Here is a 26,260-nt window from a genome sequence, read left to right as displayed (position 1 = left end):
TAACCCCTGTTTTCTGGGGGGTTGTTTTTTTTTATTACCCCACGGGCCTCCCCCCCCCCTATTAACATACCCCCCCGGCGGGGGCGCCTCAGGGCGCCGCGGCCGACTGTTTGCGCCGTATCGTGGGGTACGCCGCACCCGTATCCCACAGACGCAGAGAGGCGCCGAGCAATGGTGCAGATCAAGACCCCCGAGCAGATCGCGAAGATGCGCGAGGCGGGCCTGGTGGTCGCTGCCATTCACGCCGCCACCCGCGAGGCGGCCGTGCCCGGCGCCACCACCAAGGACCTGGACGAGGTCGCGCGCAAGGTGATCGCCGACCACGGTGCGAAGTCGAACTTCCTCGGGTACGGCGGATTCCCCGCGACCATCTGCACCTCGGTCAACGAGGTCGTCGTGCACGGCATCCCGGACGACAAGACGGTCCTCAAGGACGGCGACATCATCTCGATCGACGCCGGCGCGATCATCGACGGCTGGCACGGCGACGCCGCGTACACCGCGTTCGTCGGCACCGGTCACGCCCCGGAGCTCGTGGAGCTGTCCCGGGTGACCGAGGAGTCGATGTGGGCCGGGATCGCTGCGATGAAGGTGAACAACCGCCTCGTCGACATCTCCAAGGCGATCGAGTCCTACATCCGCCGCCAGCCCCGCCCGGCCACCGGTAAGTACGGGATCATCGAGGACTACGGCGGCCACGGCATCGGCACCGAGATGCACATGGACCCGCACCTGCTGAACTACGTCTCCCGCAAGCGCGGCAAGGGCATCAAGCTGGTCCCGGGCGTCTGCCTGGCCATCGAGCCGATGGTGTCCCTCGGTACGGCGCAGACGAAGGTCCTCGCCGACGAGTGGACGGTCCTGACGACCGACGGCACCTGGTCCTCGCACTGGGAGCACTCGATTGCTCTGACGGAGCAGGGGCCGCTGGTACTGACCGCTCCGGACTGTGGGCGGTCTCGGCTGGCCCCGTATGGGGTCGAGGTGGCGCCGGACCCTCTGGGCTGAGCCGGGAGCGGGGCGCATTCGGGGCTCCGCCCCGGGCCCCGCTCCTCAAACGCCGGAGGGGCTGGATGCGCCCCGTGGTTTGCCAAGTGCCGGACCGGCTGGTTTTTGGATCAGCTGTAGTGGGCAAACTTGACGGATTCGTCTTTTCGAGTCCGCTGACGTAGACTGACTCGTCGGCTCTCGTGCATCCGTGTGTCCGCATACGGAACCCGAAGTCGATCAAGGTAGCCGATTCGAAAGGCGAAGCGTGGCCAAGAAGCAAGGTGCCATCGAAATTGAGGGCACCGTGATCGAGTCTCTCCCGAACGCAATGTTCAGGGTGGAGCTCCAGAACGGTCACAAGGTCCTCGCGCACATCAGCGGCAAGATGCGGATGCACTACATCCGTATCCTCCCGGATGACCGGGTCGTGGTGGAGCTCTCTCCGTACGACCTGACGCGTGGCCGGATCGTCTACCGATACAAGTAGATCTTGCCCGCATCGCGCTTCGGCGCGGTGGTGGCACTGACCCGGAGAACCTGACATCCCATGAAGGTCAAGCCGAGCGTCAAGAAGATCTGCGACAAGTGCAAGGTGATCCGCCGTCACGGTCGGGTCATGGTCATCTGCGACAACCTGCGCCACAAGCAGCGCCAGGGCTGAAGCACGACCCCCTGCATCTCGCAGACTTCGCGCGACGCACGTAATTCGTACATACGCAGTGCCCGTCCAAGCTTCGGCTGACGACACCTCCGGCGGGGGCCGGGGACCCGGACGTACCACCTCAGTACTTCGTACGAGAGGTCGGCGGCCGGGAGTGACACTGTGGAAGACCCCCGACATAACAACTGGAGCCATTGAATGGCACGCGTTTCAGGTGTTGACATCCCGCGCGAAAAGCGCGTGGAGGTTGCCCTCACCTACGTCTTCGGCATCGGGCGTACCCGGTCCAAGGAGATCCTCGCCAGCGCCGGCGTGAACCCGAACACCCGCGTTCGTGACCTGGCCGAAGAGGACCTGGTCAAGATCCGCGAGTACGTGGACGCCAACCTGCGCACCGAGGGTGACCTTCGCCGCGAGATCCAGGGCGACATCCGCCGCAAGATCGAGATCGGCTGCTACCAGGGGATCCGTCACCGTCGCGGTCTGCCGGTCCACGGCCAGCGCACCAGCACCAACGCGCGTACCCGCAAGGGCCCGCGTCGCGCGATCGCCGGTAAGAAGAAGCCGGGCAAGAAGTAGTCCTCAGCGGACGCTATCCAGCGGTCTTCGCTGTAGGACCGATCACCTCCCCTCTCCATCTGGAGTAAAGACATGCCCCCCAAGGGTCGTCAGGGCGCAGCCAAGAAGGTGCGTCGCAAGGAAAAGAAGAACGTCGCTCATGGGCACGCGCACATCAAGAGCACGTTCAACAACACCATCGTCTCGATCACGGACCCCTCGGGCAACGTGATCTCCTGGGCCTCCGCCGGCCACGTCGGCTTCAAGGGCTCGCGCAAGTCCACCCCCTTCGCCGCGCAGATGGCCGCCGAGTCGGCCGCCCGCCGCGCGCAGGAGCACGGCATGCGCAAGGTTGACGTCTTCGTCAAGGGTCCGGGCTCCGGCCGCGAGACCGCGATCCGCTCCCTCCAGGCCACGGGCCTCGAGGTCGGTTCGATCCAGGACGTCACCCCGACGCCGCACAACGGCTGCCGCCCGCCGAAGCGTCGTCGCGTCTGACGCACGACGGCCGGTAACGGTTGTTGCGTTTCTTTCGGGTCCGGGCGGTATGTCTCTTCGGAGGCGTGCCGCCCGTACCCTTGTTCTATCTGTAGGGCATCAAATAGTGGGTGCCCACGACTGAAGGATTCTCCTCATGCTGATCGCTCAGCGTCCGTCGCTGACCGAAGAGGTCGTCGACGAGTTCCGCTCCCGGTTCGTGATCGAGCCGCTGGAGCCGGGCTTCGGTTACACCCTCGGCAACTCCCTGCGTCGGACCCTTCTCTCCTCGATCCCGGGTGCGGCTGTCACGTCCATCCGCATCGACGGTGTCCTGCACGAGTTCACCACCGTGCCGGGCGTCAAGGAAGACGTCACCGACCTCATCCTCAACATCAAGCAGCTCGTCGTCTCCTCGGAGCACGACGAGCCGGTCGTGATGTACCTGCGCAAGCAGGGTCCCGGCCTGGTCACCGCTGCTGACATCGCCCCGCCGGCCGGTGTCGAGGTCCACAACCCGGACCTCGTCCTGGCCACGCTGAACGGCAAGGGCAAGCTGGAGATGGAGCTGACCGTCGAGCGCGGTCGCGGCTACGTCTCCGCCGTCCAGAACAAGCAGGTGGGCCAGGAGATCGGCCGGATTCCGGTCGACTCCATCTACTCCCCGGTGCTCAAGGTCACGTACAAGGTCGAGGCGACCCGTGTCGAGCAGCGCACCGACTTCGACAAGCTGATCGTCGACGTCGAGACCAAGCAGGCCATGCGTCCCCGTGACGCCATGGCGTCGGCCGGTAAGACCCTGGTCGAGCTGTTCGGTCTGGCGCGCGAGCTCAACATCGACGCCGAGGGCATCGACATGGGCCCGTCGCCGACGGACGCCGCGCTCGCTGCCGATCTGGCGCTGCCGATCGAGGAGCTCGAGCTCACGGTCCGTTCGTACAACTGCCTCAAGCGCGAGGGCATCCACTCCGTGGGTGAGCTCGTGGCTCGTTCCGAGGCCGACCTGCTCGACATCCGCAACTTCGGTGCGAAGTCGATCGACGAGGTCAAGGCGAAGCTGGCCGGTATGGGCCTCGCGCTGAAGGACTCGCCTCCCGGCTTCGACCCGACCGCCGCGGCGGACGCGTTCGGTGCGGATGACGACGCGGATGCCGGTTTCGTGGAGACCGAGCAGTACTGAGTCGCCTCCGGCTGGGTGCCCGCGTTTCTGGGCGCCCCGTGCCGGGGTGAGGACTTTGTCCTCAATCGCCGGACAGGCTTGATTTTGGGCTGATGCCCGATGAAGGCCGCAGGCGAGCAAGAACTTCCGTGGGGCGGCCGCCTCGCGGGAACTGACACCGGTACCTGATACGGCCGGTGCAGCACACAAGGAGAGAAACCATGCCTCAGCCCGCCAAGGGCGCCCGTCTGGGCGGCAGCGCTGCGCACGAGAAGCTTCTTCTCATCAACCTTGCGAAGTCGCTGTTCGAGCACGGCCGCATCACGACGACCGAGGCCAAGGCTCGCCGCCTGCGCCCCGTCGCCGAGCGTTTCATCACCAAGGCGAAGAAGGGCGACATCCACAACCGTCGCCTGGTGCTGCAGTCGATCACGGACAAGGGCATCGTGCACACGCTCTTCACCGAGATCGCCCCGCGGTACGAGAACCGCCCCGGTGGTTACACGCGTATCACCAAGATCGGCAACCGTCGTGGCGACAACGCCCCGATGGCGGTCATCGAGCTGGTCGAGGCGCTGACCGTGGCTCAGCAGGCCACCGGTGAGGCCGAGGCCGCGACGAAGCGCGCGGTCAAGGAAGACTCCCTCAAGAAGGACGAGGCCCCGGCCGAGTCCGTCGAGGACGTCACGCCGGCCGAGGCCGACGCGGAGTCCAAGGACGCCTGAGCGTTCTGAGACCGCTGGACGGGCCCGCATCACCCTTCGGGGCGGTGCGGGTCCGTTCTGTTTTGAGAGGATGCGCGGGTGAGTGACGAGGTGGAGCCCGGTTTCGTACGGGTACGGCTGGACCTTTCGTACGACGGGAAGGACTTCTCCGGCTGGGCGAAGCAGACCAGCAGGCGTACGGTGCAGGGTGAGATCGAGGATGCGCTGAGGACCGTGACACGGTCCTCGCGTACGTACGACCTGACCGTCGCCGGGCGTACCGATGCCGGGGTGCATGCCCGGGGGCAGGTGGCGCACGTCGATCTGCCGGCCGAGGTGTGGGCCGAGCACGAGGAGAAGCTGCTGCGGCGCATGGCCGGGCGGATGCCGCAGGATGTGCGGATCTGGCGGGCCGCCGAGGCACCGGCCGGGTTCAACGCGCGGTTCTCCGCGCTGTGGCGGCGTTACGCGTACCGGGTCGCGGACCGGCCGGGCGGGGTGGACCCGCTGCTGCGGGGCCATGTCCTGTGGCACGACCGGCCGTTGGACGTGGACGCGATGAACGAGGCGGCGGCGCCGATGGTCGGCGAGCACGACTTCGCCGCGTACTGCAAGAAGCGCGAGGGTGCGACGACCATCCGTACGCTGCAGAAGCTGAGCTGGGTACGGGACGAGGCGTCCGGTGTGATGACGGCGACCGTGCAGGCGGATGCGTTCTGCCACAACATGGTGCGGGCGCTGATCGGTGCGGCGTTGTTCGTGGGGGACGGGCGGCGGCCCGCCCGGTGGCCGGCGGAGGTACTGGCGGCGCGGGTGCGGGACCCGGCGGTGCATGTGGTGCGGCCGCACGGGCTGACGCTGGAGGAAGTGGCCTATCCCGCCGACGCGTTGCTGGCGGCACGGGCCGTGGAGGCCCGGAACGTACGGACGTTGCCCGGGGGCGGCTGCTGCTGAACCCCCGGGCGGTGCGGGTCAGGAGACGGGTGCGCCGGCCGCTGCCGACGCCTGGACCTCGCCGCGGTGGCGGATCTGACGGAACGTGAAGTTCGTCAGATCGTCGCCGACCGCGAACACGGCGCTGTCCGCCTTGGTGACGCTCTTGCCGTTCGTGAAGCCGCCCACGGTGAAGTAGGCATAGCGGCCGTAGGAGTTGGCGGTGCGGCGGCAGACCGTGCCGCCGCGACAGAAGGTGGGTACGCCCGCCCCGTTGAGGGAGGCGATGCCGCCCGATGCCTGCTGGGCCGCCTTCTTGGCCCGGGCCTCGGTCTTGAAGACCGCGAGGCCGACCGTCACCGCCACGCCGTCCTTGCGGTAGGTGGCGCGGATGACCTGCTCGCAGCCGTTGTTGGTGAGGACCGAGCCGAGCGCGCCCTGGGTGGTCGCGGCACAGTTGCGGGTCTGCGCCGTCGCCCCCTTGGTGTGGACGCGGTCGCCCATGGTCAGGCGCCTGCCGGGGAAGAAGGCGTCGGCGTTGATGGGGGCCTTGTCCTTCTTGGCGTCGGAGATGTACTCCTTCGGGTCCGGCGGGGGCGGCGGTGCGACCGAGGAGAACGAGGGCTCGGGTGCGGCGGACTCCGAGGGCAGCTCGGCGGGCGCGGGCAGCTCGCTCGCGTTCTTCTCCGACCGGGCCGGATCATCGTTGCCGTTGGCCGTGATCACGGCCGTGGCCACGATCGCGGCGACGGCCGCGGTGGCCAGCGCGCCGCCGCCGATCATCAGCCATTTCTTGCGTCGGCTGCGTGCGGCGGACTCCTCGGCCAGCGCCGCCCAGTCCGGCGTGTGTGTGCCCCCAGGCCCCCAGGAGGGCCCCCCTTGACCAAAGCTCATGCGGCGAATCTTAGACCGCGCCAAAACTGGTTGGGCCAGGGCTTCTCGGACCGTGACAATGCTGGGTATGGGACATCTTGAAGCAGGGCACCTGGAGTACTACCTACCGGACGGGCGGGTGCTGCTCGGCGATGCTTCGTTCCGGGTCGCGGACGGCGCCGTCGTCGCTCTCGTCGGGGCGAACGGCGCGGGCAAGACGACGCTGCTGCGGCTGCTGGCCGGTGAGCTCCAGCCGCACGGCGGCTCGGTGTCGGTGAGCGGTGGGCTCGGTGTGATGGCCCAGTTCGTGGGGTCGGTGCGGGACGAGCGGACCGTACGGGATCTGCTGGTGTCCGTGGCCCAGCCCAGGATCAGGGATGCGGCGAAGGCTGTCGACGCGGCCGAGCAGCTGATTCTCACCGTCGATGACGAGGCTGCGCAGATGGCGTACGCGCAGGCGCTCAGCGACTGGGCCGAGGTGCGGGGGTACGAGGCCGAGACCCTGTGGGACATGTGCACGATGGCCGCGCTCGGTGTTCCGTACGAGAAGGCGCAGTGGCGTGAGCTGCGCACGCTCAGCGGTGGTGAGCAGAAGCGGCTGGTCCTGGAGGCGCTGCTGCGCGGGCCCGACGAGGTGCTCCTGCTCGACGAGCCGGACAACTATCTGGATGTGCCGGGCAAGCGGTGGCTGGAGGGAAAGCTGAAGGAGACCCGTAAGACGGTCCTCTTCGTCTCCCACGACCGGGAGCTGCTGTCCCGGGCCGCCGAGAAGATCGTGAGCGTGGAGCCGAGCCCCGCCGGGTCGGACGTCTGGGTGCACGGCGGCGGATTCGCGACGTACCACGCGGCGCGCAAGGAGCGGTTCGCGCGCTTCGAGGAGCTCCTTCGGCGCTGGGAGGAGGAGTACGCCCGGCTGAAGGCACTCGTCCTGCGGATGCGGCAGCAGGCGGCGAACAGTCCGGACATGGCCAACCGCTACCACGCGATGCAGACCCGCTTCAAGAAGTTCGAGGACGCGGGCCCGCCGCCGGAGCCGCCGCGCGAGCAGGACATCAAGATGCGGCTGCGCGGCGGGCGGACCGGGGTGCGGGCGGTGACCTGCAAGAACCTGGAGCTCACCGGTCTGATGAAGCCGTTCGACCTGGAGATCTTCTACGGGGAGCGGGTTGCTGTCCTCGGATCCAACGGGTCGGGGAAGTCGCACTTCCTGCGGCTGCTGGCCGGCGATACGTCGGTGGCGCACACGGGGGAGTGGAAGCTCGGGGCGCGGGTCGTGCCGGGGCACTTCGCGCAGACGCATGCGCATCCGGAGCTGCTGGGGCACACGCTGGTCGAGATTCTCTGGACCGAGCATGCCAAGGACCGGGGCGGGGCGATGTCCGTGCTGCGGCGGTACGAGATGGAGCGGCAGGGGGACCAGCTCTTCGAGAAGCTGTCCGGAGGGCAGCAGGCGCGGTTCCAGATCCTGCTGCTGGAGCTGGCGGGGACGACGGCGCTGCTGCTGGACGAGCCGACGGACAACCTGGACCTGGAGTCGGCCGAGGCCTTGCAGGACGGGCTCGAGGTGTACGACGGCACGGTGATGGCGGTCACGCACGACCGGTGGTTCGCGAAGTCCTTCGACCGATATCTGGTCTTCGGGTCGGACGGGGTGGTGCGGGAGTCCACGGAGCCGGTCTGGGACGAGCGGCGGGTCGAGCGGGAGCGGTAGGGCCGGCGCGTTTTGACCCGTCCGGGGCGGGGCGGGTAGTGTCGGGGACTGTTATACGTATTGGCTTCGTCGTTCTCACGCGAAGGGCCCTTACGTAGGTTCTCTGGAGCAGTTACCAGTGGCTCGCATACGGGCAGTGTTCCCGGCATTGTGAGCCCCAGCTGCATGATCGCTTCAGAGGTGTCGTGTGTCTGGACCCCATCCACTGAAGAAGCGAAGGCTACGAAGTGCGTACGTACAGCCCCAAGCCCGGCGATGTCACTCGCCAGTGGCACATCATTGACGCCGAGGACATCGTCCTGGGCCGTCTGGCCACCACGGCTGCGAACCTCCTTCGCGGCAAGCACAAGGCGATCTACGCCCCCCACATGGACATGGGCGACTTCGTCATCATCATCAACGCCGAGAAGGTTCACCTTTCCGGCAACAAGAAGACCCAGAAGATGGCGTACCGCCACTCCGGTTTCCCGGGCGGTCTCCGCTCCGTGCGTTACGACGAGCTGCTCTCCAAGAACCCGGAGAAGGCCGTCGAGAAGGCCATCAAGGGCATGATCCCCAAGAACACCCTGGGCCGTCAGATGCTCTCGAAGCTCAAGGTCTACGCGGGTGACCAGCACCCGCACGGCGCGCAGCAGCCGGTCCCGTTCGAGATCACCCAGGTCGCGCAGTAGTTCCGGCCACCCCCTAAGACGTACAGAAAGATCTGAGGAGAATCGTGGCCGAGACCACTGTTGAGACCCCCGTCGAGGGCACCGAGGGCGAAGAAGTTTTCGCTGAGGTGACCACGTTCGAGTCCGAGGTGCCCGTCGAGGGCGAGTACACCTCCGAGTCGCTGGCAGGCCGCTTCGGCGACCCGCAGCCCGCGGCCGGCCTGGGTCGTCGCAAGAACGCCATCGCCCGCGTCCGGATCGTCCCGGGCACCGGCAAGTGGAAGATCAACGGTCGCACCCTTGAGGACTACTTCCCCAACAAGGTGCACCAGCAGGAAGTCAACGAGCCCTTCAAGGTGCTCGAGCTCGACGGCCGCTACGACGTCATCGCCCGCATCTCGGGTGGCGGCGTCTCCGGTCAGGCCGGTGCCCTGCGCCTCGGCGTGGCCCGCTCGCTGAACGAGGCGGACGTGGACAACAACCGCGCCACGCTGAAGAAGGCCGGCTTCCTCTGCCGTGACGACCGTGCGGTCGAGCGCAAGAAGGCCGGTCTCAAGAAGGCCCGTAAGGCCCCGCAGTACAGCAAGCGCTAAACCGCCTGCTCATCAGCGTTACCCGTTCGCCCCGGCGGCACACTTCGTGCCGCTGGGGCGTTCGTTTATGGGCCCTCGCGGGCGTATAACGGCATAGGACGTTCATAGGGCCGAGGGCCGGGCCCCGTCGCGCGGTGTTCGCGGCAGCATGCCCTGGCCGGCCCTGTTTTTGTATTTCTTGGGTTTGTGGTTTCGGAGCAATCTCGGAGGACACCAGTGGGACGACTCTTCGGCACGGACGGCGTGCGCGGCGTCGCCAATGCGGATCTGACGGCCGAGCTCGCGCTCGGTCTGTCGGTCGCGGCGGCGCACGTACTTGCCGAGGCGGGGACCTTCGAGGGGCATCGGCCGACGGCCGTGGTGGGTCGTGACCCGCGCGCGTCCGGAGAGTTCCTGGAGGCCGCCGTCGTGGCGGGCCTCGCGAGCGCGGGTGTGGACGTCCTGCGGGTGGGCGTACTGCCCACTCCCGCCGTGGCCTATCTCACCGGCGCACTCGGCGCCGACATCGGCGTGATGCTCTCCGCCAGCCACAACGCGATGCCGGACAACGGTGTCAAGTTCTTCGCACGCGGCGGCCACAAGCTCGCCGACGAGCTGGAGGACCGGATCGAGACGGTCTACGAGCAGCACCGCACCGGTGAGCCGTGGGCGCGCCCGACGGGTGCCGGAGTGGGACGGGTCAGTGACTACGCCGAGGGCTTCGACCGGTACGTCGCCCACCTCATCGCCGTACTCCCCAACCGGCTCGACGGGCTGAAGGTCGTCCTCGACGAGGCGCACGGTGCGGCTGCGCGGGTCTCGCCCGAGGCGTTCGCGCGGGCCGGTGCCGAGGTTGTCACCATCGGTGCCGAGCCGGATGGTCTGAACATCAACGACGGCTGCGGCTCCACCCACCTGGGCCTGCTGCGCGCCGCGGTCGTCGAGCACGGCGCCCATCTCGGTATCGCGCACGACGGCGACGCCGACCGCTGCCTGGCCGTGGACGCGACGGGCGAGGAGATCGACGGCGACCAGATCCTGGCCGTGCTCGCCCTCGCCATGCGGGACGCCGGACAGCTCCGCAAGGACACCGTCGTCGGCACCGTCATGTCGAACCTCGGCTTCAAGATCGCGATGGAGCGGGAGGGGATCTCGCTCGTCCAGACCGCCGTCGGGGACCGTTACGTCCTGGAGTCCATGAAGGCCGAGGGCTTCGCGCTGGGCGGCGAGCAGTCCGGCCACGTCATCGTCCTCGACCACGCCACGACCGGCGACGGCACGCTGACCGGCCTGATGCTGGCGGCCCGGATCGTCGCCACCGGCCGTACGCTCGCCGATCTGGCCGGTGTCATGCAGCGCCTTCCGCAGGTGCTCATCAACGTGCCGGACGTCGACAAGTCCCGGGTGAGCACCTCGTCCGAGCTGGCCACCGCGGTCGCGGAGGCGGAGCGCGAGCTGGGTTCCACCGGGCGCGTACTGCTGCGTCAGTCGGGCACCGAGCCGCTCGTACGGGTCATGGTCGAGGCCGCCGACATCGAGCAGGCGCGCAGCGTGGCCGGCCGGCTGGCCGACGTGGTGAAGTCCGCCCTGGGGTGATGGCGATCTGCCGTCACATGCCGTCGGACGGGGCCGTCTTCGGGGCCGTCCGGCGGCGGTGGGCGGCCCACAGGCCCTTCTGGACCAGCAGGGTCAGGGTGCCCGCGAGCACGATGCCGCCGAGGTTCGCCAGCAGTTGACCGGCCGAGCCCCACATCTGGCCGTAGTCCGTGTAGCTGAACGCCACCGCCGCGTTGGCCGCCGCCGGCACCGTCGTCACCGAGATCGCCACGCCGATCAGTGCCCCGGACTTCGCCGAGGTGAGCGAGAGCGTCCCGGCGATGCCCGCGAGGAACGCCACCACGAACGACATCCAGTCCGGCTTCCAGATGAACGCCGTATTGGGCCGGTCCGCCTCGACCATCGAGCGCGTGAAGAGGCCGAAGGCGTCCAACAGCCAGGCGAAGCCGGCGGTCAGGACCATCGCCACGGCGAAGCCGCCGATCAGCGCCCACAGGGAGCGCCACACCAGGCGCGGGGCGCGCTGCACCAGCGCCGTGGAGATTCCGGCCAGCGGGCCGAACTCCGGGCCGACCGCCATCGCACCCACGATCAGGATCGCGTTGTCGAGCATCACACCGCAGGCGGCGAGCATCGTGGCGACGGAGAGGAACGCCAGGTACGTGACGCTGAGCGTCGACTCCTCGTGGGTCGCCTCCGTCAGCTCCGACCACAGCACCGCGTCCGCGCCCTCACCGGGCGCGTCCTCCTCCGCCTGATCGGCGTGCGCGGAGAGCGTCAGATCCATGTTCTCGACGGTGATCGAGCCGGACTTGTCGATGCCGAGCCTGCGCAGCGCGCCGATCAGTTCGTCGCCCGCCTCGCGCGCCACATCGCACAGCACCACATCGCCGGCCGGGCTGCGGGCCGCGCCGGTGAGCACGGCGAGGTGGGTGCAGCCGACGGTGTGTTCCAGGAGATGCACCACCTCGTCCGAACGGTCGGCGGGGACGATCAGGCGCAGATGCAGCACGGGCGGGCTCCCGGAGAGGTCAGAGTTTGCGCAGCGACAGGCGCTGGACCTTGTGGTCGGGTCCCTTGCGCAGCACCAGAGTGGCACGGCCCCGGGTGGGCGCGACATTCTCCAGCAGGTTGGGCTTGTTGATGGTCCGCCACATCGTGCGCGCGTAGTCCATGGCCTCCTCCTCGGAGACCTGGGTGTACTTGCGGAAGTACGAGAACGGGTTCTGGAACGCCGTCTCGCGCAGCTTGCGGAAGCGGTTGAGATACCAGGTCTCGATGTCCTCGGCCCGGGCGTCGACGTACACACTGAAGTCGAAGTAGTCCGCGAGCCCGACCCTGGTCCGGCCGTCCTTGCCGGGCATCGCGGGCTGGAGCACGTTCAGCCCCTCGACGATCAGGATGTCCGGGCGGCATACGGTCAGCCGCTCGTCCGGCACGATGTCGTAGATCAGGTGCGAGTAGACGGGTGCCGTCACCTCGTCCTTGCCGGCCTTGATGTCGGCGACGAAACGGGTCAGGGCCCGGCGGTCGTACGACTCGGGGAAGCCCTTGCGCGACATCAGGCCGCGGGCCTGGAGCTCCTTCATCGGCAGCAGGAAGCCGTCCGTGGTCACCAGCTCGACCCGGGGGTGCTCGGGCCAGCGGGCCAGCAGCGCCTGGAGGATGCGGGCGCTGGTGGACTTGCCGACGGCGACACTGCCCGCGACCCCTATGACGAACGGGGTGCCGCGCTGCGCCCCGTGGCCGTTGCCCGCGTCGCCCAGGAACGTGTTGAGGGCGCCGCGCAGGCCCGAGGTGGCCTGGACATAGAGGTTGAGGAGCCGGGAGAGCGGCAGGTAGACGTCGCGGACCTCGTCGAGGTCGATGACATCGCCGAGTCCGCGCAGCTGCTCCACCTCGGCGGCGGAGAGCGGCAGCGGAGTCTTGTCGCGCAGGGCGCTCCACTCGGCCCGTGACAGGTCGACGTAGGGCGTCGGCGCATGCTCGGTACGACGCTGGGTGCTCCGTGGCGGCGAAGTGATCACGGGTTCATTGTTGCGGGAGTTTTAACTCCGTGGGGGGTGGGCTCGGTCACGTGGGCTCCCGCACGGTGGCTCGGTCCCATGCGGGAGGCCCCGGCAGGGGCCGGTGTCCACACCCCTGTAGTGGACACCGGCCCCTGCCGGGAGGAACGGCGACCCGCGGCTCAGGGCTTTTCGCCCTTGGCGTCGACGACGGCCGCGGCCGTGCGGGCCTCGCTGATGGTGATGTCACCGGCGGTGAACTTCTGCGCGGGGCCCTGCATGCCTTCGGGCATCTTCGTCTCGTAGTTCTCCGTGACCACGAAGCGCAGACCCATGTAGGTGTAGTCGTACGGGGAGAGGAGGATCTCGCGGCGTTCGTGGGTGCCCTTCTCGTCCCGAGTGACGGCGATGGCCTCGCGGCCCGCGGCGTCCTTGACGAGGTGACCGGTGATCCCGACGCCCGGGAGCGTGGCCATGGCCCGGTAGATACGGGCGACGGCCGCCGGGGGGAGCGGATAGGACTCCAGAAGCACGCTCAGCCCGCGGAAGGTCTGCTCCTCCTTGCTCTCGGGGCGTGACTGCCCGCTCGTGTCCGCCGGGTAGAGCCTGCGGACCTCGGCCAGCAGCGCCGCCGGGTCCTCGGGCAAGCCGGCCGTGGCCCGGTAGATCTCGCGGGTCGAGCGGTCGTCGTCCGACTGGTCCTTCTCCGCGGCGGCGTTCCCGTAGCGGCTCCAGGAGTCGGGTTCGTACCGGATCTCGCCCATCTGCTCGCTCCCGGCCTTCAGCGCCGGATTGCCGATCACGACGCTGGTGTAGATCCACTGGTTGTCGCGGGGTTCCGGGGGAGCCGTCGCACCCTCCAGGAAGTCGGCGGCCCGGTTCAGGGTCTCGGCCGGGCCGGACAGGTCCAGGTTGCTCGCGATCGTGGCGGGGGCCGTGCCGCGCGGGCCGGGCGTGTCCAGCAGCTGGGTACCGAGGAGGGCCGCCGCGGTGATCGCCGCGGCGGCGCCGAGGGACGCGATCCGCCAGTCGGCCCGCGTCCGGCGGGCACGGCCGCCCCCCGCCATGGCCTCGGTCAGGCGCTGTCGCCCGGGGGCGAGGGCGGCGCGGTCGGGTGCGGGGACGTCGGCGCGCAGCTCGCGCAACTGGGTCAGTTCGTCCATGACGGTGTCAGCTCCAGTTCGTCCTGGGTGAACGAGGGATCGATGCGCAGAGCCTCGCGGACCTTGCGGCGGGCGCGGTTGAGCCGGGAGCGGACCGTGCCGAGGGGGATCTGAAGGGCCTCGGCCACCTCCTGGTAACCGAGGTCCGCCCACGCGACGAGCAGCAGGACGTGCCGGTCCCCGGGGGAGAGCCCGGCGAGCGCGCCGGCCAGCGGCGCCTGGACGGCTATCCGGTCGTCGGAGCGCTCGCTCCAGGACGCGGCGACCGGGTCGTGCCCGGTACGGGCCAGGGCGCGCAGGGCCCGTACTTCGGTACGCCGGTGCTTGCCGATCAGGTTGGCGGCGATGCCGTACAGCCAGGGCCTCGCGAGGCGGTGGGCGGTGTCGTAGCGCCCACGGGTCCGGAACGCGATGAGGAACGTCTCCGCGGTGATGTCGTCCGCCGCGCCCTCCCCGAGGCGGCGGGCGGCGTACCGGTGGATGTCCGGGGCGTGGCGGTCGTACAGCCCGGCGAACAGTTCCGGCTGTTCCAGGGACTGGGCGATGACCTCGGCGTCGTCGGGTCCGGGCGCGGAGGGCGTGGGGCCGGGGAGTGCGGCGTCGGGCCCGGCCGGTGGTGATGGTCGTCCGGGCACGGCGCCTCCAGGGGTGGTCGGTCGGTGAGTCTGGCACCCCCTGTTGCCCGCAGCGGCCGGAAAGGTTCACGGGCGCGGGGAGACGGTGCCGGCCCGGGGATGCGACACGCCCGCTCCGTCCCACGCCCACCCTCTCCGTAACCCTGGGAACCCGCCCCTCGCCGCCTTATGGTGCCGCTATGTGCGGAATCGTGGGTTATGTCGGTGGACAGTCGGCGCAGGACGTCGTGGTCGCGGGTCTCAAGCGTCTTGAGTACCGGGGTTACGACTCGGCGGGAGTCGCCCTTCTCGCGGACGGCGGGCTCGCCGCCGCGAAGCGGGCGGGGAAGCTGGTCAATCTGGAGAAGGAGCTGATGGAGCGGCCGTTGCCGGCCGGGAACGTCGGGATCGGGCACACCCGGTGGGCCACCCACGGGGGGCCGACCGATGCCAACGCCCACCCCCACGTCGACAACGCCGGCCGCGTCGCGGTCGTGCACAACGGGATCATCGAGAACTTCGCCGCGCTGCGCGGCGAACTCACCGAGCGCGGCCACGATCTGGCGTCCGAGACCGACACCGAGGTCGTCGCCCATCTGCTGGCCGAGGAGTTCTCGGGCGGTGGCGGTCTGGCGGAGGCCATGCGGCAGGTGTGCCGGCGGCTCGAAGGGGCCTTCACCCTCGTCGCCGTACACGCCGACGAGCCGGACACGGTGGTCGGCGCCCGGCGGAACTCGCCCCTCGTGGTGGGGATCGGGGAGGGGGAGACCTTCCTGGCTTCCGACGTCGCCGCGTTCATCGCGCACACCCGGTCCGCGATCGAGCTGGGCCAGGACCAGGTCGTGGAGCTGACCAGGGACGGGGTGACCGTCACCGACTTCGCGGGACGGCCCGCCGACACCCGTGCGTACCACGTGGACTGGGACGCGTCCGCGGCCGAGAAGGGCGGCTACGCCTCCTTCATGCTCAAGGAGATCGCCGACCAGCCGAAGGCCGTCGCGGACACGCTTCTCGGGCGGATCGGCGGGGAACAGGGCGCACTGCGGCTCGACGAGGTGCGCATCTCGCCCAGTGTGCTCCGGGAGGTCGACAAGGTCGTCGTCATCGCCTGCGGGACCGCGTACCACGCCGGAATGATCGCCAAGTACGCCATCGAGCACTGGACCCGGCTGCCCTGTGAGACGGAGCTGGCCAGCGAGTTCCGCTACCGCGATCCGATCCTGGACCAGCGGACGCTCGTCATCGCGATCTCGCAGTCCGGCGAGACCATGGACACCCTGATGGCGCTGCGGCACGCCCGTGAACAGGGGGCCAAGGTGCTCGCCATCTGCAATACGAACGGCTCGACCATCCCAAGAGAATCCGACGCCGTCCTCTACACGCACGCGGGTCCCGAGGTCGCGGTCGCCTCGACGAAGGCGTTCCTGACGCAGCTCATCGCCTGCTATCTCGTCGCCCTGTATCTCGGGCAGGTACGCGGGACGAAGTGGGCGGACGAGATCGGGACAGTCGTGCAGCAGCTCTCCGAGATGGCCGGGGCCGTCGAACGGGTGCTGGAGACCATGGAGCCCGTGCGCGAGCTGGCGCGCTCGCTCGCCGACCACGACACCGTGCTGTTCCTCGGGCGGCACGTCGGCTATCCGGTGGCCCTGGAAGGCGCGTTGAAGCTCAAGGAACTCGCGTACATGCACGCCGAGGGATTCGCCGCGGGCGAGCTCAAGCACGGGCCCATCGCGCTGGTCGAGGCGGGTCTGCCGGTCGTCGTGGTCGTCCCGTCTCCGCGTGGGCGCTCGGTGCTGCACGACAAGATGGTGTCGAGCATCCAGGAGATCAGGGCCCGCGGGGCCCGCACCATCGTGATCGCCGAGGAGGGCGACGAGGCCGTCGTTCCGTACGCCGACCATCTGATCCTGATCCCCGCTACGCCTACGCTGCTTCAGCCACTGGTCGCCACCGTGCCGTTGCAGGTCTTCGCCTGCGAACTGGCGACGGCCCGCGGCAACGAGGTGGACCAGCCGCGCAATCTGGCGAAGTCAGTGACAGTCGAGTGAGTGAGTGAGCACGTGATCATTGGGGTCGGGATCGATGTGGCCGAGATCGAGCGCTTCGGCGCCGCGCTGGAGCGTACGCCCCAGATGGCCGAACGGCTTTTCCTGGACAGCGAGTTGACCCTGCCGAGCGGCGAGCGGCGCGGTATCGCCTCGCTCGCCGCCAGGTTCGCGGCCAAGGAGGCCGTCGCCAAGGCGCTCGGCGCGCCCGGCGGTCTGCACTGGGCGGACGCCGAGGTGTACGTCGAGGACAGCGGGCAGCCCCGGCTGCGGGTGCGGGGCACGGTCGCCGCGCGCGCCGCCGAGCTCGGGGTGCGGCACTGGCACGTGTCGCTCAGCCACGACGCGGGGGTGGCGTCGGCCGTGGTGATCGCGGAGGGTTGACCGTATGCGAACCGCTTACAGCGTGGAGACCGTACGGGCCGCCGAAGCGGTACTGATGGCGCGGCTGCCGGAGGGCGCCCTGATGCAGCGGGCCGCCGCGGGCCTCGCGGTGGCCTGCGGCGATCTGCTGCGGCGCAACGGCCGGGTGTACGGGTCCCGGGTCCTCCTCCTCGTCGGCAGCGGCGACAACGGCGGCGACACGCTGTACGCCGGGGCGCGGCTGGCGAAGCGCGGGGCGGGCGTACGGGCGTTGCTGACCTCGCCCGACAAGGTCCACGCGGGCGGGTTCGCGGCGCTGCTCGCGGCCGGTGGCCAGGTGCTGGACAGTGCGGACGGGCTGGGCGCGGTCGACCTCGTCGTCGACGGCATCACCGGGATCGGCGGACGCGGCGGGCTGCGCCCCGAGGCGGCGGCCCTGGTGGCGGCCGTCACGGCGCACGGGCACGGGGCGCCTGTCCTCGCCGTGGATCTGCCGAGCGGGGTGGAGGCGGACAGCGGGGAGGTCCACGGCGCGGCCGTGCGGGCCGACGCGACGGTCACCTTCGGCACGTACAAACCGGGGCTGCTGATCGACCCGGCCGCCGAACGGGCGGGCGCGCTGCGGCTCGTCGACATCGGCCTGGGTCCTGACCTGCCCGAGCCGCCGGACCTGGAGGCGCTCCAGTTCGCGGACGTGGCGGCGCTGCTGCCGGTGCCGGGCGCCGAGAGCGACAAGTACCGCCGCGGGGTCGTCGGTGTGGTGGCCGGGTCCGAGCGCTATCCGGGTGCCGCGGTGCTCGCGGTCGCCGGGGCGCTGCGGGGCGGCGCGGGGGCCGTGCGGTACGTGGGTCCGGGCGCCGACGCGGTGATCGCCCGCTTCCCCGAGACCCTGGTGCACTCCGGGCCGCCGTCCAGGGCGGGGCGGGTGCAGGCATGGGTCGTCGGACCGGGTCTCGGCGACGGTTCCCGGGCCACGGCGGCGGTCGCCGATGTGCTGGCCGCCGATGTGCCGGTGCTCATCGACGCGGACGGGCTGCGGCTGCTGGACGGCGAAGCCGTACGGTCGCGCTCCGCGGCCACGGTGCTGACCCCGCACGCCGGGGAGGCCGCGGCGCTGCTCGGCGTGGCACGCGAGGAGGTCGATGCGGGCCGGCTCGCCGCCGTACGGGAACTCGCCGCCCGCTACCGCGTCACCGTCCTGCTGAAGGGGTCGACGACCCTGGTCGCCGAGGCCCGGGACACGCCCGTACGGGTCAACCCGACCGGCACCTCCTGGCTGGCCACGGCGGGCAGCGGCGATGTGCTCTCCGGCCTGACCGGCTCGCTGCTGGCCGCGGGCCTCGCCCCGCGTGACGCGGCGTCGGTGGGCGCCTATCTGCACGGGCTCGCGGCCCGCCGGGTCTCGGCCGGTGCGCCGGTGGCCGCGCAGGACGTCGCGGACGCGATCCCGGCGGCCTGGCGCGATGTGCGGGACGCGTGAGCCTGCGCCACGCTGGGGAAGGGCGGCGGCGGAAGGAGAAGGACTGTGGGCAGCAACTCCGTACGCGTACGGCGGGTGTACGAGCCGCTGGAGGACGAGGACGGTGTGCGCGTTCTCGTCGACCGGCTCTGGCCGCGCGGGGAGAGCAAGGCGAAGGCCGCGATCGACAGGTGGCTGAAGGAAGTCACCCCATCGAACGAGCTGCGCTCCTGGTACCACCAGGACCCCGGGTCCCGCTACGACGACTTCGTCGACCGCTATCGCACGGAGCTGGCGGACCCGGCCCACACCGCGGCGGTCGGTGAACTGCTGACCCTGCTTCGCGAGGGCGGCCCGGTGACGCTGGTGACGGCCGTGAAGGACGTCCCCCGCAGCCATGTCCCGGTGCTCGTGGACCATCTGGAGCACGAGCTGGCGCACCCCTGAGCCGGCCCCGGTGCCCCGGCCGCGCGGCTCACGCGACACGTACTGGCGTACGCCTCTGAGACACTGGGCGCGATGAACGAGACAGCGACCATGAGAGCCCGTGCAGAGATCGACCTCGCCGCACTGCGCGCCAATGTGCGTGTCCTGCGTGCGCGGGCGGCCGGTGCGCAGCTCATGGCCGTCGTGAAATCCGACGCGTACGGACACGGGGCGGTGCCCTGCGCCAGGGCCGCGCTCGAAGCCGGCGCGACGTGGCTGGGCACCGCCACCCCGCAGGAGGCACTGGCCCTGCGGGCGGCCGGGCTCGGCGGCCGGGTGATGTGCTGGCTGTGGACACCCGGCGGCCCGTGGCGCGAGGCGATCGAGGCGGACATCGATGTGTCCGTGAGCGGCATGTGGGCGCTGCGTGAGGTCGTCGAAGCGGCCGCCGGAGCGGGCGGCGTGGCCCGTATCCAGCTGAAGGCCGACACCGGCCTCGGGCGCAACGGATGCCAGCCCGCCGACTGGCCCGAACTGGTCTCGGCGGCCCGCGCCGCCGAGGAGGGCGGCACGGTAAGGATCACCGGCCTCTGGTCGCACTTCGCCTGCGCGGACGAGCCGGGCCACCCGTCGATCGCGTCCCAGCTGGACGTGTTCCGGGACCTGGTGGCGTACGCGGAGAAGGCGGGCGTCCGGCCCGAGGTGCGGCACATCGCGAACTCCCCGGCGACCCTCACGGTCCCCGAGTCCCACTTCGATCTCGTACGGACCGGGATCGCCATGTACGGCATCTCGCCCAGCCCCGAGCTGGGCACCCCGGCCGATTTCGGGCTGCGCCCGGTGATGACGCTCGCCGCGTCGGTCGCCCTGGTCAAGCAGGTGCCCGCGGGCCACGGCATCAGTTACGGCCACCACTACACGACGCCCGCCGAGACGACCCTCGGCCTGATCCCCGTCGGGTACGCGGACGGGATTCCGCGCCACGCCTCGGGTCGGGGCCCGGTCCTCGTCGGGGGCAGGCGCCGCACGATCGCGGGACGGGTCGCGATGGACCAGTTCGTGGTCGACCTGGAGGGCGACGAGCCGGAGCCGGGCGCGGAGGCGGTGCTGTTCGGACCGGGGGACCGGGGCGAGCCGAGCGCGGAGGACTGGGCGGTGGCGGCGGACACCATCGCGTACGAGATCGTCACCCGCATCGGGGCGCGCGTGCCGCGCGTCCATCTGAACCAGTAGCCCCTGTCGTTTCGATACCCGACCACGCGATATCCGACCACCTGATATCCGACCACCTGATATCCGACCACCCGATATCCGACTGACGAGGACGAGGAGCGCGGCACCGTGAGCGAGAGCAGCGCGGGGGACGTGGTGGCGACGGCCGCCGCCGCGGCCGGCTGGCGCCGGGCGGGCATCGCGGGTGCGGCGATAGGGGTGATCGCGGCGGGCGCGGCGGCCGGTGTCGCGGTCGAGCGGGTGACCGTGGGCCGGGGCATGCGCAAGAAGGCCCGGCTGGCGCTGGACGCCGCGGGCCCCTACGGCGCCCTGCGGGGTGTGGCGGGCAAGGCGGTCGCGGACGACGGCACCGCGCTGCACTACGAGGTCGACGAGGTCGAGCCCGAGGGCGGTACGGGTGCCGCGGCGGCCACCGGCGCGGCTGCCCCCGGTTCGCGGCGGCGCAGGCTCTTCGGCCGCAAGGCCCCCGCGCCCGTGACCGTCGTCTTCAGCCACGGCTACTGCCTCAGCCAGGACTCCTGGCACTTCCAGCGGGCCGCGCTGCGCGGTCTGGTGCGTACGGTCCACTGGGACCAGCGCAGCCACGGCCGGTCCGAGCGAGGCAGGGCGCAGGCCGAGGGCGTGCCCGTCTCCGTGGACCAGCTCGGCCGCGATCTGAAGGCCGTCATCGACGCGGCGGCGCCCGAGGGCCCGCTCGTGCTGGTCGGGCATTCGATGGGCGGGATGACGATGATGGCGCTCGCCGACCAGTACCCGGCGCTGATCCGGGACCGGGTGGCCGCGGTGGCGTTCGTCGGCACCTCCAGCGGGAAGCTCGGCGAGGTGAGCTTCGGGCTGCCTGTGGCGGGTGTGAACGCGGTGCGGCGGGTGCTGCCCGGGGTGCTCAAGGCGCTCGGCTCGCAGACGGAGCTGGTGGAGCGCGGGCGGCGGGCGACCGCGGATCTCTTCGCGAGCCTCATCAAGCGGTACTCGTTCGGTTCACGGGATGTGGACCCGGGGGTCGCGCGGTTCGCCGAGCGGCTGATCGAGGCCACCCCGATCGATGTGGTGGCCGAGTTCTATCCGGCGTTCACCGAACACGACAAGAGCGGGGCGCTGCCCGCGTTCCGTGAGATCCCGGTGCTGATCCTGGCGGGTGACAAGGACCTGGTGACGCCCAGTTCGCACAGCGAGGCCATCGCGGAGGTCCTGCCGGACGCGGAGCTGGTGATCGTGCCGGACGCCGGGCATCTGGTGATGCTGGAGCACCCCGAGGTGGTGAACGAGCGCCTCGCGGACCTGCTCGTACGCATCGGGGCCGTGCCGACGACGGCTCCGACCCCTTAACGTTGACCGGCATGGAAGCAGTACAGAAAAGCCCGGTGGCCGAGACCTCCGTACCGGGCACCGTCACCCTGGGTGTGGCCGTCGAGTCACCCGAACAGATGCAGGACCTGGGCCGCCGGATCGCCGGTGTGCTGGCCCCCGGTGACCTGGTGATGCTCACGGGTGAGCTGGGTGCCGGGAAGACGACGCTGACCCGGGGCCTCGGCGAGGGGCTCGGGGTGAGGGGCGCCGTCACCTCGCCCACCTTCGTGATCGCCCGTGTGCACCCGTCGCTGGTCGGCGGTCCCGCGCTGGTCCACGTCGACGCGTACCGCCTGGGCGGTGGGCTCGACGAGATGGAGGACCTGGACCTCGATGTGTCGCTGCCGGATTCGGTGGTGGTCGTGGAGTGGGGCGACGGCAAGGTCGAGGAGCTGTCGGAGGACCGCCTGCGGGTGGTGATCGACCGCGCGGTCGGTGACACGGACGACGAGCGGCGCACGGTGACGCTGGTGGGCATCGGGCCGCGCTGGGCCGGACTTCGGGCGGAGCTGGCCCCGGAGACGTAGGGCCTCTCGTTTGGATCATGCGGGCTCGCGGGGGCCTGATCCGAACGAAAGGCAGGCCCTGGCGGACCGGTCCCAGGGCTCCGGGCGGGTTCCCGTGCGAGACTTTCCGACAGGCCGTCGGTAAATTGTTGCGCGCGGGGCCGCAGGCGTGTTCACATGGAGAGAAGACTTGGTTAGGTCTACCTAACTGCGCCTTTCACCGGAGCCCCAGGAGGCATCCATGCCGACGCCCGAGCGTGAAGTGCAGCCGCAGTCGCCGCAGGCGGTGTCCATGAAGGATCTGCTGGCCTCCTGCGCCGCCGCGTCGGCGGTCTCCACGCCCCCGCGCGACGAGCGCGAGGGCGGAGAAGAGGCCGACCGCGAGGAGCGGCCGGGGCCGCCCGCCCGGCGCGACGCGGCCTGAGAACGGCCTGAGACCGCCGCGTACGCCTACGGAACGACGACGACCTTGGCACCGACCGTCGCGAAGGTCCACATCGCGTCGCCGTCCGCCCGCTTCATCCGTACCCCGCCGGTCTTCGCCGTCGGGTCCGGGCTCGCCATCGTGCCGTCCTGGGCGGCGCTGAAGCCGATGGCCACGTCGTCGACGTTCGTGAAGCGGACGACGTGCTCGATCATCACGCCGTCCGAACCCTTGACGCTGCCGGTGCGCGAAGCCACCTGGTAGGCCCCGGGCATCGGGCTGACGGGACTCGGCATGACGGTGAACGTCCGGCCCGCATTCCCCTTGGCGTCCACCAGCCACACCCGCCGGTCCTTCAGCGCGTACACGACGCGCATCCCGGTGCCGGAGTGCTCGGGCACCGCCAGCGGAGACTTCGCCGGCTTCGGCTTCTGGGAGGGCTGGGGCGAAGCGCTGCCGGAGACCGTGGGCGTGGGTACTGCCACCGAGTCCGGTGCGTTCGCCGATGCCTGGTAGGCGAGGAAACTGACCACGACGACAGCCGCCGCAGTGAGCCCGGCCACGATTCCCGAGCTGCCCCTTGCCACTTGAGCTCCCCTTTCGCCTGCCATCCGGCGCATGTCGTACAAGCGTTTATGTCGTACACACGTATACCGGGTGACGGTAGCAGCCGGGGCGGGGCGGACCGGGACGACGTACGGGCGCGGTGACCCCGTCGGCGGAGCCGTAGGCTGTTTGTGTGCTCCTGCTCGCCGTGGATACCGCCACCCCCGCCGTCACCGTCGCCCTGCACGACGGCTCAGCCGTCGTCGCCGCGACGAGCCAGGTCGATGCCCGAAGGCACGGCGAACTGCTGCTGCCCGCCGTCGACCGGGTCCTCGCCGAGGCCGGGGTGAAACTCGACGCCGTGACGGACCTGGTCGTGGGCGTCGGCCCCGGTCCGTACACAGGCCTCCGCGTCGGCCTGGTGACGGTGGCCGCCTTCGCCTCCGCGCTCTCCGTCCCCGTGCACGGCGTGTGCACCCTGGACGGTCTCGCGTACGCCGCCGGGCTCGTCGGCCTCCAGGGGCCGTTCGCCGTCGCCACGGACGCCCGCCGCAAGGAGGTCTACTGGGCGCGGTACGAGGACTCCCGTACCCGCACGGGTGACCCCGCGGTGGACCGGCCGGCCGATATCGCCGAACAGCTCGCGGGACTGCCCGTCGTCGGGGCGGGCGCGGTGCTCTACCCGGAGGCGTTCCCCGACGCCCGGGAGCCCGAACACGTCTCGGCGGGCGCACTGGCCGCCCTCGCGGCCGAACGCCTCGCCGCAGGGCAGGAACTGCTCCCGCCGCAGCCGCTCTATCTGCGCAGGCCCGATGCCCAGGTTCCGAAGAACTACAAGGTGGTCACCCCGAAGTGACCGAAGCGATCCAATGGGCAGGTGCGGCGACCGTGACCGCCGTGCTGCGCGAGATGCGCTGGTGGGACATCGATCCGGTGCTGGAGCTCGAACACGAGCTGTTCCCGGAGGACGCCTGGTCGGCCGGGATGTTCTGGTCGGAACTGGCCCACGCCCGTGGCCCCGGCGCCACCCGCCGCTATGTCGTCGCCGAGGAACCGGCCACCGGCCGGATCGTCGGGTACGCGGGACTCGCCGCCGCCGGTGACCTCGGTGACGTCCAGACCATCGGCGTCACCCGCGACCACTGGGGCGGCGGCCTCGGCTCCGAACTCCTCACCGATCTGCTGAAGCACGCCACGGCCTTCGAGTGCTCCGCCGTGCTGCTGGAGGTACGGGTCGACAACACCCGTGCGCAGAAGCTGTACGAACGCTTCGGATTCGAGCCGATCGGCTTCCGGCGCGGCTACTACCAGCCGGGCAACATCGACGCGCTCGTCATGCGCCTCCACGTACAAGAGCCCGGACAAGAACAAGAGCCCGGACAAGAACAAGAGCCCGGACAAGAACAAGAGCCCGGACAAGAAACTGAGACTGACTGATGGCTGACGAACCGCTCGTACTCGGCATCGAGACCTCCTGCGACGAGACCGGGGTCGGCATCGTGCGCGGCACGACCCTGCTCGCGGACGCCGTCGCCTCCAGCGTCGACACGCACGCCCGGTTCGGCGGTGTCGTGCCGGAGATCGCCTCCCGCGCCCATCTGGAAGCGATGGTCCCGACCATCGAACGCGCCCTGAAGGACGCCGGGATCAGCGCGCGCGACCTCGACGGCATCGCGGTCACGGCCGGCCCCGGGCTCGCGGGCGCGCTGCTCGTCGGGGTCTCCGCGGCCAAGGCGTACGCGTACGCGCTGAACAAGCCGCTCTACGGGGTCAACCACCTCGCCTCGCACATCTGCGTCGACCAGCTGGAGCACGGTCCGCTCCCCGAGCCGACCATGGCGCTGCTGGTCAGCGGCGGGCACTCCTCGCTGCTGCTCGCGCCGGACATCACCAATGACGTACGGCCGCTCGGCGCGACCATCGACGACGCGGCGGGCGAGGCGTTCGACAAGATCGCCCGGGTGCTGAACCTCGGCTTCCCCGGTGGCCCCGTCATCGACCGGCTGGCGAAGGAGGGCGACCCGAAGGCCATCGCGTTCCCGCGCGGTCTGAGCGGTTCGCGCGACCCCGCCTACGACTTCTCCTTCTCCGGGCTCAAGACGTCCGTGGCGCGCTGGATCGAGGCGAAGCGGGCGGCGGGCGAGGAGGTGCCGGTACGGGACGTGGCGGCGTCCTTCCAGGAGGCCGTCGTGGACGTGCTCACCCGTAAGGCGGTCCGGGCCTGCAAGGACGAGGGCGTCGGCCACCTGATGATCGGCGGCGGTGTCGCGGCCAACTCGCGGCTGCGGGCCCTGGCCCAGGAGCGGTGCGAGCGGGCCGGTATCCGGCTGCGGGTGCCCAGGCCCGGACTCTGTACGGACAACGGGGCGATGGTCGCCGCGCTGGGTGCGGAGATGGTGGCCCGCAACCGGCCGGCCTCCGACCTGGAACTGTCGGCGGACTCCTCGCTGCCGGTGACGGAGACCCACGTACCGGGCGCCCATGCGCACGATCACGATCATGTGCACGAGATCAGCAAGGACAACCTCTACTCATGAGCGGTACGACCGTCGCACTGATGTGGGAGGCCCGGGCCGTCGAGGGCCGGGGCGCCGAGCTGCTGGAGTGGGCGCGGGCCCGGTCGGCGGAGCTGGCCCGCGAGCCCGTCCGCCGCGAGCTGCTGCGCGCCCCGCAGGACCGGGTGCTCGTCATCACCTGGTGGGAGGGTGCGTACGGTGACGAGCTGCCGGAACTCCCGGAGCCGGACGCGGAATTGATCGCACGGCCGGTGCACCGCTGGCGCTTCGAGTCCGTCGGCTGACATTCGCCGAAATAAATTCCGCCGGGGTGTCGATCCGGGGTGTGCCCGTTCGACGTATGAGTGTGAGGCGGGAAACAGCCCGCCCCCGACCCGAGGAGTCACCGTGCCGCGCTATCTGACGATGGTCCGTATCGACGAGAACAGCGCCCCGGCCGAAGGCCCCAGCGAAGAGCTGATGCAGCGCATGGGCGCACTGATCGAGGAGATGACCAAGGCCGGTGTCCTGCTGGACACCGCCGGGCTCACCCCGAGCGCGCAGGGCACCAGGGTCACCTGGTCCAACGGCGAGTTCACCGTCACCGACGGGCCGTTCACCGAGACGAAGGAAGTCATCGGCGGCTACGCGATCATCCAGGCCAAGGACAAGGCCGAGATCCTGGAGTGGACCAAGCGGTTCCTCGCGGTCCACGAGCCGTACTGGACTGTCACCTCCGAGATCCGCGAGATCGCCGAAGGCTGACGGGCCCCCCAGTCGGCACA

30 protein-coding genes and 1 pseudogene are annotated in these 26,260 nt (G+C 70.2%); 25 read left to right on the top strand and 6 right to left on the bottom strand.

What is annotated here, in order from left to right:
• Window positions 1-171: 171 nt before the first annotated feature.
• The 8 genes from map to truA all read left to right on the top strand — a co-directional run bounded on the left by map (window position 172) and on the right by truA (window position 5,503).
• Window positions 172-1,008 (top strand): type I methionyl aminopeptidase, encoded by an 837-nt coding sequence (map, locus tag ACFT7S_RS33765; RefSeq protein ID WP_382738670.1) that lies wholly within the window; start codon window positions 172-174, stop codon window positions 1,006-1,008.
• A gap of 247 nt (window positions 1,009-1,255) precedes the next feature.
• Window positions 1,256-1,477: a translation initiation factor IF-1 gene (gene infA / locus ACFT7S_RS33760; protein WP_014047798.1), complete on the top strand. Its 222-nt coding sequence runs from the start codon at window positions 1,256-1,258 to the stop codon at window positions 1,475-1,477.
• Window positions 1,478-1,537: 60 nt separating this feature from the next.
• Complete coding sequence (gene rpmJ, locus ACFT7S_RS33755) at window positions 1,538-1,651, top strand: 50S ribosomal protein L36 (protein WP_003956441.1); 114 nt, start codon at window positions 1,538-1,540, stop codon at window positions 1,649-1,651.
• A gap of 198 nt (window positions 1,652-1,849) precedes the next feature.
• Complete coding sequence (gene rpsM / locus ACFT7S_RS33750) at window positions 1,850-2,230, top strand: 30S ribosomal protein S13 (protein ID WP_185299079.1); 381 nt, start codon at window positions 1,850-1,852, stop codon at window positions 2,228-2,230.
• Between the two features lie 72 nt (window positions 2,231-2,302).
• Window positions 2,303-2,707: a 30S ribosomal protein S11 gene (gene rpsK / locus ACFT7S_RS33745; protein WP_003956432.1), complete on the top strand. Its 405-nt coding sequence runs from the start codon at window positions 2,303-2,305 to the stop codon at window positions 2,705-2,707.
• A gap of 136 nt (window positions 2,708-2,843) precedes the next feature.
• On the top strand, window positions 2,844-3,866 hold the full coding sequence (locus tag ACFT7S_RS33740) for a DNA-directed RNA polymerase subunit alpha (protein WP_003966937.1): 1,023 nt from the start codon (window positions 2,844-2,846) through the stop codon (window positions 3,864-3,866).
• Window positions 3,867-4,066: 200 nt separating this feature from the next.
• Window positions 4,067-4,570, top strand: coding sequence for a 50S ribosomal protein L17 (rplQ, locus tag ACFT7S_RS33735; RefSeq protein WP_382738666.1), 504 nt, complete (start codon window positions 4,067-4,069; stop codon window positions 4,568-4,570).
• A 78-nt stretch (window positions 4,571-4,648) separates the two neighbouring features.
• Complete coding sequence (truA, locus tag ACFT7S_RS33730) at window positions 4,649-5,503, top strand: tRNA pseudouridine(38-40) synthase TruA (RefSeq protein WP_382738663.1); 855 nt, start codon at window positions 4,649-4,651, stop codon at window positions 5,501-5,503.
• Between the two features lie 18 nt (window positions 5,504-5,521).
• On the opposite strand, the gene ACFT7S_RS33725 is transcribed toward truA, so the two are convergent.
• Window positions 5,522-6,376: a hypothetical protein gene (locus ACFT7S_RS33725; protein ID WP_382738660.1), complete on the bottom strand. Its 855-nt coding sequence runs from the start codon at window positions 6,374-6,376 to the stop codon at window positions 5,522-5,524.
• 67 nt (window positions 6,377-6,443) lie between these two features.
• Between ACFT7S_RS33725 and ACFT7S_RS33720 the strand changes: the two genes are divergently transcribed.
• From ACFT7S_RS33720 to glmM, 4 genes are all read left to right on the top strand, one after another.
• Window positions 6,444-8,066, top strand: a complete 1,623-nt coding sequence (locus tag ACFT7S_RS33720) for an ABC-F family ATP-binding cassette domain-containing protein (RefSeq protein ID WP_382738658.1) — start codon at window positions 6,444-6,446, stop codon at window positions 8,064-8,066.
• 227 nt (window positions 8,067-8,293) lie between these two features.
• Window positions 8,294-8,737, top strand: coding sequence for a 50S ribosomal protein L13 (rplM, locus tag ACFT7S_RS33715; RefSeq protein WP_179764138.1), 444 nt, complete (start codon window positions 8,294-8,296; stop codon window positions 8,735-8,737).
• A 44-nt stretch (window positions 8,738-8,781) separates the two neighbouring features.
• On the top strand, window positions 8,782-9,309 hold the full coding sequence (gene rpsI, locus ACFT7S_RS33710) for a 30S ribosomal protein S9 (RefSeq protein ID WP_382738655.1): 528 nt from the start codon (window positions 8,782-8,784) through the stop codon (window positions 9,307-9,309).
• Window positions 9,310-9,525: 216 nt separating this feature from the next.
• On the top strand, window positions 9,526-10,884 hold the full coding sequence (gene glmM / locus ACFT7S_RS33705; RefSeq protein ID WP_382738653.1) for a phosphoglucosamine mutase: 1,359 nt from the start codon (window positions 9,526-9,528) through the stop codon (window positions 10,882-10,884).
• Window positions 10,885-10,897: 13 nt separating this feature from the next.
• Here the strand turns inward: glmM and ACFT7S_RS33700 are convergent, their stop codons facing one another.
• From ACFT7S_RS33700 to ACFT7S_RS33685, 4 genes are all read right to left on the bottom strand, one after another.
• Window positions 10,898-11,857 (bottom strand): DUF389 domain-containing protein, encoded by a 960-nt coding sequence (locus tag ACFT7S_RS33700; protein ID WP_382738652.1) that lies wholly within the window; start codon window positions 11,855-11,857, stop codon window positions 10,898-10,900.
• Between the two features lie 19 nt (window positions 11,858-11,876).
• On the bottom strand, window positions 11,877-12,872 hold the full coding sequence (gene coaA / locus ACFT7S_RS33695) for a type I pantothenate kinase (protein ID WP_382738650.1): 996 nt from the start codon (window positions 12,870-12,872) through the stop codon (window positions 11,877-11,879).
• A gap of 161 nt (window positions 12,873-13,033) precedes the next feature.
• The gene (locus ACFT7S_RS33690) at window positions 13,034-14,014 is read right to left on the bottom strand and encodes a CU044_5270 family protein (RefSeq protein WP_382738647.1); all 981 of its coding nucleotides are present in this window, start codon (window positions 14,012-14,014) and stop codon (window positions 13,034-13,036) included.
• Window positions 14,002-14,649, bottom strand: a complete 648-nt coding sequence (locus ACFT7S_RS33685) for an RNA polymerase sigma factor (RefSeq protein WP_382738644.1) — start codon at window positions 14,647-14,649, stop codon at window positions 14,002-14,004. The genes ACFT7S_RS33690 and ACFT7S_RS33685 overlap by 13 nt, the downstream gene beginning before the upstream one ends.
• 179 nt (window positions 14,650-14,828) lie before the next feature.
• Here ACFT7S_RS33685 and glmS point away from each other — a divergent pair, with 179 nt between their 5' ends.
• The 8 genes and pseudogenes from glmS (at window position 14,829) to ACFT7S_RS33645 (ending at window position 22,434) form a co-directional block, all read left to right on the top strand.
• Window positions 14,829-16,679 carry a glutamine--fructose-6-phosphate transaminase (isomerizing) gene (gene glmS, locus ACFT7S_RS33680; protein WP_382738641.1) on the top strand — a complete coding sequence of 617 codons (1,851 nt, stop codon included), beginning with the start codon at window positions 14,829-14,831 and terminating at the stop codon, window positions 16,677-16,679.
• Between the two features lie 12 nt (window positions 16,680-16,691).
• Complete coding sequence (locus ACFT7S_RS33675) at window positions 16,692-17,060, top strand: holo-ACP synthase (protein ID WP_382738681.1); 369 nt, start codon at window positions 16,692-16,694, stop codon at window positions 17,058-17,060.
• Window positions 17,061-17,064: 4 nt separating this feature from the next.
• Window positions 17,065-18,519 (top strand): NAD(P)H-hydrate dehydratase, encoded by a 1,455-nt coding sequence (locus tag ACFT7S_RS33670; protein WP_382738639.1) that lies wholly within the window; start codon window positions 17,065-17,067, stop codon window positions 18,517-18,519.
• A 45-nt stretch (window positions 18,520-18,564) separates the two neighbouring features.
• Window positions 18,565-18,945, top strand: coding sequence for a DUF488 domain-containing protein (locus ACFT7S_RS33665; RefSeq protein ID WP_382738636.1), 381 nt, complete (start codon window positions 18,565-18,567; stop codon window positions 18,943-18,945).
• Window positions 18,946-19,017: 72 nt separating this feature from the next.
• Window positions 19,018-20,157 carry an alanine racemase gene (alr, locus tag ACFT7S_RS33660; RefSeq protein ID WP_382738634.1) on the top strand — a complete coding sequence of 380 codons (1,140 nt, stop codon included), beginning with the start codon at window positions 19,018-19,020 and terminating at the stop codon, window positions 20,155-20,157.
• Window positions 20,158-20,265: 108 nt separating this feature from the next.
• Window positions 20,266-21,526, top strand: a pseudogene (locus tag ACFT7S_RS33655) (alpha/beta fold hydrolase); the annotation flags it as partial.
• Window positions 21,495-22,031, top strand: a complete 537-nt coding sequence (tsaE, locus tag ACFT7S_RS33650) for a tRNA (adenosine(37)-N6)-threonylcarbamoyltransferase complex ATPase subunit type 1 TsaE (protein WP_382738631.1) — start codon at window positions 21,495-21,497, stop codon at window positions 22,029-22,031. The pseudogene ACFT7S_RS33655 and the gene tsaE, both read left to right, overlap by 32 nt.
• Window positions 22,032-22,251: 220 nt before the next feature.
• The gene (locus tag ACFT7S_RS33645; RefSeq protein ID WP_382738628.1) at window positions 22,252-22,434 is read left to right on the top strand and encodes a hypothetical protein; all 183 of its coding nucleotides are present in this window, start codon (window positions 22,252-22,254) and stop codon (window positions 22,432-22,434) included.
• A 26-nt stretch (window positions 22,435-22,460) separates the two neighbouring features.
• On the opposite strand, the gene ACFT7S_RS33640 is transcribed toward ACFT7S_RS33645, so the two are convergent.
• Window positions 22,461-23,045 carry a hypothetical protein gene (locus ACFT7S_RS33640; RefSeq protein ID WP_382738678.1) on the bottom strand — a complete coding sequence of 195 codons (585 nt, stop codon included), beginning with the start codon at window positions 23,043-23,045 and terminating at the stop codon, window positions 22,461-22,463.
• A gap of 128 nt (window positions 23,046-23,173) precedes the next feature.
• Here ACFT7S_RS33640 and tsaB point away from each other — a divergent pair, with 128 nt between their 5' ends.
• The 5 genes from tsaB to ACFT7S_RS33615 all read left to right on the top strand — a co-directional run bounded on the left by tsaB (window position 23,174) and on the right by ACFT7S_RS33615 (window position 26,240).
• A complete protein-coding gene (gene tsaB / locus ACFT7S_RS33635; protein WP_382738625.1) occupies window positions 23,174-23,836 on the top strand; it encodes a tRNA (adenosine(37)-N6)-threonylcarbamoyltransferase complex dimerization subunit type 1 TsaB in 663 nt (220 codons plus the stop codon).
• A gap of 53 nt (window positions 23,837-23,889) precedes the next feature.
• Window positions 23,890-24,417, top strand: coding sequence for a ribosomal protein S18-alanine N-acetyltransferase (gene rimI, locus ACFT7S_RS33630; protein ID WP_382738676.1), 528 nt, complete (start codon window positions 23,890-23,892; stop codon window positions 24,415-24,417).
• Entirely contained in the window at window positions 24,417-25,517 is a 1,101-nt protein-coding gene (gene tsaD / locus ACFT7S_RS33625; RefSeq protein WP_382738622.1) for a tRNA (adenosine(37)-N6)-threonylcarbamoyltransferase complex transferase subunit TsaD, read from the top strand. Before rimI ends, tsaD begins: the two co-directional genes overlap by 1 nt.
• Entirely contained in the window at window positions 25,514-25,780 is a 267-nt protein-coding gene (locus tag ACFT7S_RS33620; protein ID WP_382738619.1) for a hypothetical protein, read from the top strand. The genes tsaD and ACFT7S_RS33620 overlap by 4 nt, the downstream gene beginning before the upstream one ends.
• A gap of 103 nt (window positions 25,781-25,883) precedes the next feature.
• Window positions 25,884-26,240, top strand: a complete 357-nt coding sequence (locus ACFT7S_RS33615; RefSeq protein WP_382738616.1) for a YciI family protein — start codon at window positions 25,884-25,886, stop codon at window positions 26,238-26,240.
• The last annotated feature ends 20 nt before the right edge of the window (window positions 26,241-26,260 follow it).

The sequence above is a fragment of the Streptomyces sp. NPDC057136 genome (genome assembly GCF_042670885.1).
GTDB lineage: Bacteria > Actinomycetota > Actinomycetes > Streptomycetales > Streptomycetaceae > Streptomyces.
The sequence above is the reverse complement of the archived record's forward strand: the minus strand, read 5'-3'. Positions and strand labels throughout refer to the sequence as shown.

What these genes read in the sequence shown, in the direction of transcription:
- map (WP_382738670.1), top strand. Translation starts at nt 172, where the DNA reads ATGGTGCAGATCAAGACCCCCGAGCAGATCGCGAAGATGCGCGAGGCG.
- rpmJ (WP_003956441.1), top strand. Translation starts at nt 1,538, where the DNA reads ATGAAGGTCAAGCCGAGCGTCAAGAAGATCTGCGACAAGTGCAAGGTG.
- rpsM (WP_185299079.1), top strand. Translation starts at nt 1,850, where the DNA reads ATGGCACGCGTTTCAGGTGTTGACATCCCGCGCGAAAAGCGCGTGGAG.
- rpsK (WP_003956432.1), top strand. Translation starts at nt 2,303, where the DNA reads ATGCCCCCCAAGGGTCGTCAGGGCGCAGCCAAGAAGGTGCGTCGCAAG.
- ACFT7S_RS33740 (WP_003966937.1), top strand. Translation starts at nt 2,844, where the DNA reads ATGCTGATCGCTCAGCGTCCGTCGCTGACCGAAGAGGTCGTCGACGAG.
- rplQ (WP_382738666.1), top strand. Translation starts at nt 4,067, where the DNA reads ATGCCTCAGCCCGCCAAGGGCGCCCGTCTGGGCGGCAGCGCTGCGCAC.
- ACFT7S_RS33725 (WP_382738660.1), bottom strand. Translation starts at nt 6,376, where the DNA reads ATGAGCTTTGGTCAAGGGGGGCCCTCCTGGGGGCCTGGGGGCACACAC.
- ACFT7S_RS33720 (WP_382738658.1), top strand. Translation starts at nt 6,444, where the DNA reads ATGGGACATCTTGAAGCAGGGCACCTGGAGTACTACCTACCGGACGGG.
- ACFT7S_RS33690 (WP_382738647.1), bottom strand. Translation starts at nt 14,014, where the DNA reads ATGGACGAACTGACCCAGTTGCGCGAGCTGCGCGCCGACGTCCCCGCA.
- glmS (WP_382738641.1), top strand. Translation starts at nt 14,829, where the DNA reads ATGTGCGGAATCGTGGGTTATGTCGGTGGACAGTCGGCGCAGGACGTC.
- ACFT7S_RS33670 (WP_382738639.1), top strand. Translation starts at nt 17,065, where the DNA reads ATGCGAACCGCTTACAGCGTGGAGACCGTACGGGCCGCCGAAGCGGTA.
- alr (WP_382738634.1), top strand. Translation starts at nt 19,018, where the DNA reads ATGAACGAGACAGCGACCATGAGAGCCCGTGCAGAGATCGACCTCGCC.
- tsaE (WP_382738631.1), top strand. Translation starts at nt 21,495, where the DNA reads ATGGAAGCAGTACAGAAAAGCCCGGTGGCCGAGACCTCCGTACCGGGC.
- ACFT7S_RS33645 (WP_382738628.1), top strand. Translation starts at nt 22,252, where the DNA reads ATGCCGACGCCCGAGCGTGAAGTGCAGCCGCAGTCGCCGCAGGCGGTG.
- ACFT7S_RS33640 (WP_382738678.1), bottom strand. Translation starts at nt 23,045, where the DNA reads ATGGCAGGCGAAAGGGGAGCTCAAGTGGCAAGGGGCAGCTCGGGAATC.
- rimI (WP_382738676.1), top strand. Translation starts at nt 23,890, where the DNA reads ATGCGCTGGTGGGACATCGATCCGGTGCTGGAGCTCGAACACGAGCTG.
- tsaD (WP_382738622.1), top strand. Translation starts at nt 24,417, where the DNA reads ATGGCTGACGAACCGCTCGTACTCGGCATCGAGACCTCCTGCGACGAG.
- ACFT7S_RS33620 (WP_382738619.1), top strand. Translation starts at nt 25,514, where the DNA reads ATGAGCGGTACGACCGTCGCACTGATGTGGGAGGCCCGGGCCGTCGAG.